This is a genomic window from Aurantimonas sp. A2-1-M11 (assembly GCF_036549475.1).
Classification (GTDB): Bacteria; Pseudomonadota; Alphaproteobacteria; order Rhizobiales; family Rhizobiaceae; genus Aurantimonas.
The window spans coordinates 1-542 of record NZ_JAZHLI010000232.1 but is presented as its reverse complement, the minus strand read 5'-3'; the positions used below and the strand labels follow the sequence as shown (position 1 = coordinate 542).

General features: G+C 67.9%; 1 pseudogene. It reads right to left on the bottom strand.

Annotated features, from left to right (window positions below):
• A pseudogene (locus tag VQ042_RS25850) lies at positions 1-422 on the bottom strand (methyl-accepting chemotaxis protein); the annotation flags it as partial.
• Between the last annotated feature and the right edge of the window lie 120 nt (positions 423-542).

Here is a 542-nt window from a genome sequence, read left to right as displayed (position 1 = left end):
TTGCCGACGATCTCGCCGCCCTTCCGGGCCTTTTCGCGGGCCCCCGAGGCCACGAGCTGCGCCTTGCCGGCGCCCTCGGCGGTCTCGTTGACGGCCTGGGTCACTTCGCCCAGGGCCGCGACGGTCTGCTCCAGGCTGGCCGCCTGCTGCTCGGTGCGATGCGCCAGGTCGTTCGAGGCCGTGTTGATCTCCGACAGGCCCGGCCGGATCGAGGCGATCGCAACCACCACCTCGCCGATCGCCGTCTCCAGCCGCGCGACCGAGGTATTGAAGCTGATCCGGATCGGTTCGAGCGCAGCGGGGAACGGCGTCTCGATGCGCTCTTCCAGATTGCCGGTGGCAAGGCTCTCGAGCGACGAGCCGAGGGCCGTGACGGCACGGACCCGATCGGTCACGTCGGTGGCGAACTTGACGATCTTCACCACCGATCAGGGGAATCGGGTGAATGAGCTCAGGGTCTGACGAGGCTTGCAAGGAACTCGTCGTCCCATGCTGCGGTCATTCGCCTGAGGCGCTGTGAGTCCTTCCCGGGGTCTCTGCGG